Origin of the sequence: Methylophaga sp. UBA4204 (assembly GCF_002379485.1) — a bacterium.
Classification (GTDB): Bacteria; Pseudomonadota; Gammaproteobacteria; order Nitrosococcales; family Methylophagaceae; genus Methylophaga.
Genome location: NZ_DFTU01000006.1, coordinates 1 through 415 on the forward strand (window position 1 = coordinate 1; position 415 = coordinate 415).

The window sequence follows — 415 nt, forward strand, 5'->3', positions numbered from 1 at the left end:
AGCTCGACAACCCCCAAATTTGACGAAATATGTCCACCCGTTTGCTGAATCTGATCAATTATTAATTCGCGGATTTCGATCGCTAATTGATCCAATTGTTTACGTTCTAATTGACGTAATTGGGCAGGGGAGTCGATTTGTGCAAGTAAACTTGTCATGTTAAATCAATGTGATTAAAAGGTTCGTTGCACGACAAACGTTGCCAGTGCCCGCAGAGCTAAACATTCATTTCCGAGATTATTCAATGCTGTCAATGCCTCTTTCACCAGCATCTGCGCCTTTTGCTGGGCGGCTTCAAGTCCCATTAAAGCGGGGTAGGTAGGTTTGTTTCGAGCAATATCTGCACCTTGTTGTTTCCCCAAGGTAACAGTATCCGCGATCACATCCAATACATCGTCCTGCACCTGAAATGCCA

Annotated in this window: 2 protein-coding genes; both read right to left on the reverse strand. The window is 44.3% G+C overall.

Annotated features, from left to right (window positions below; genetic code table 11):
* The coding region (locus tag B3182_RS00715) for a 1-deoxy-D-xylulose-5-phosphate synthase N-terminal domain-containing protein (protein ID WP_292751143.1) at positions 1-158 on the reverse strand (158 nt) is incomplete at its 3' end.
* A gap of 15 nt (positions 159-173) precedes the next feature.
* Positions 174-415 (reverse strand): polyprenyl synthetase family protein (locus B3182_RS00720; protein WP_292751131.1); only part of this gene is annotated, 242 nt, incomplete at its 5' end.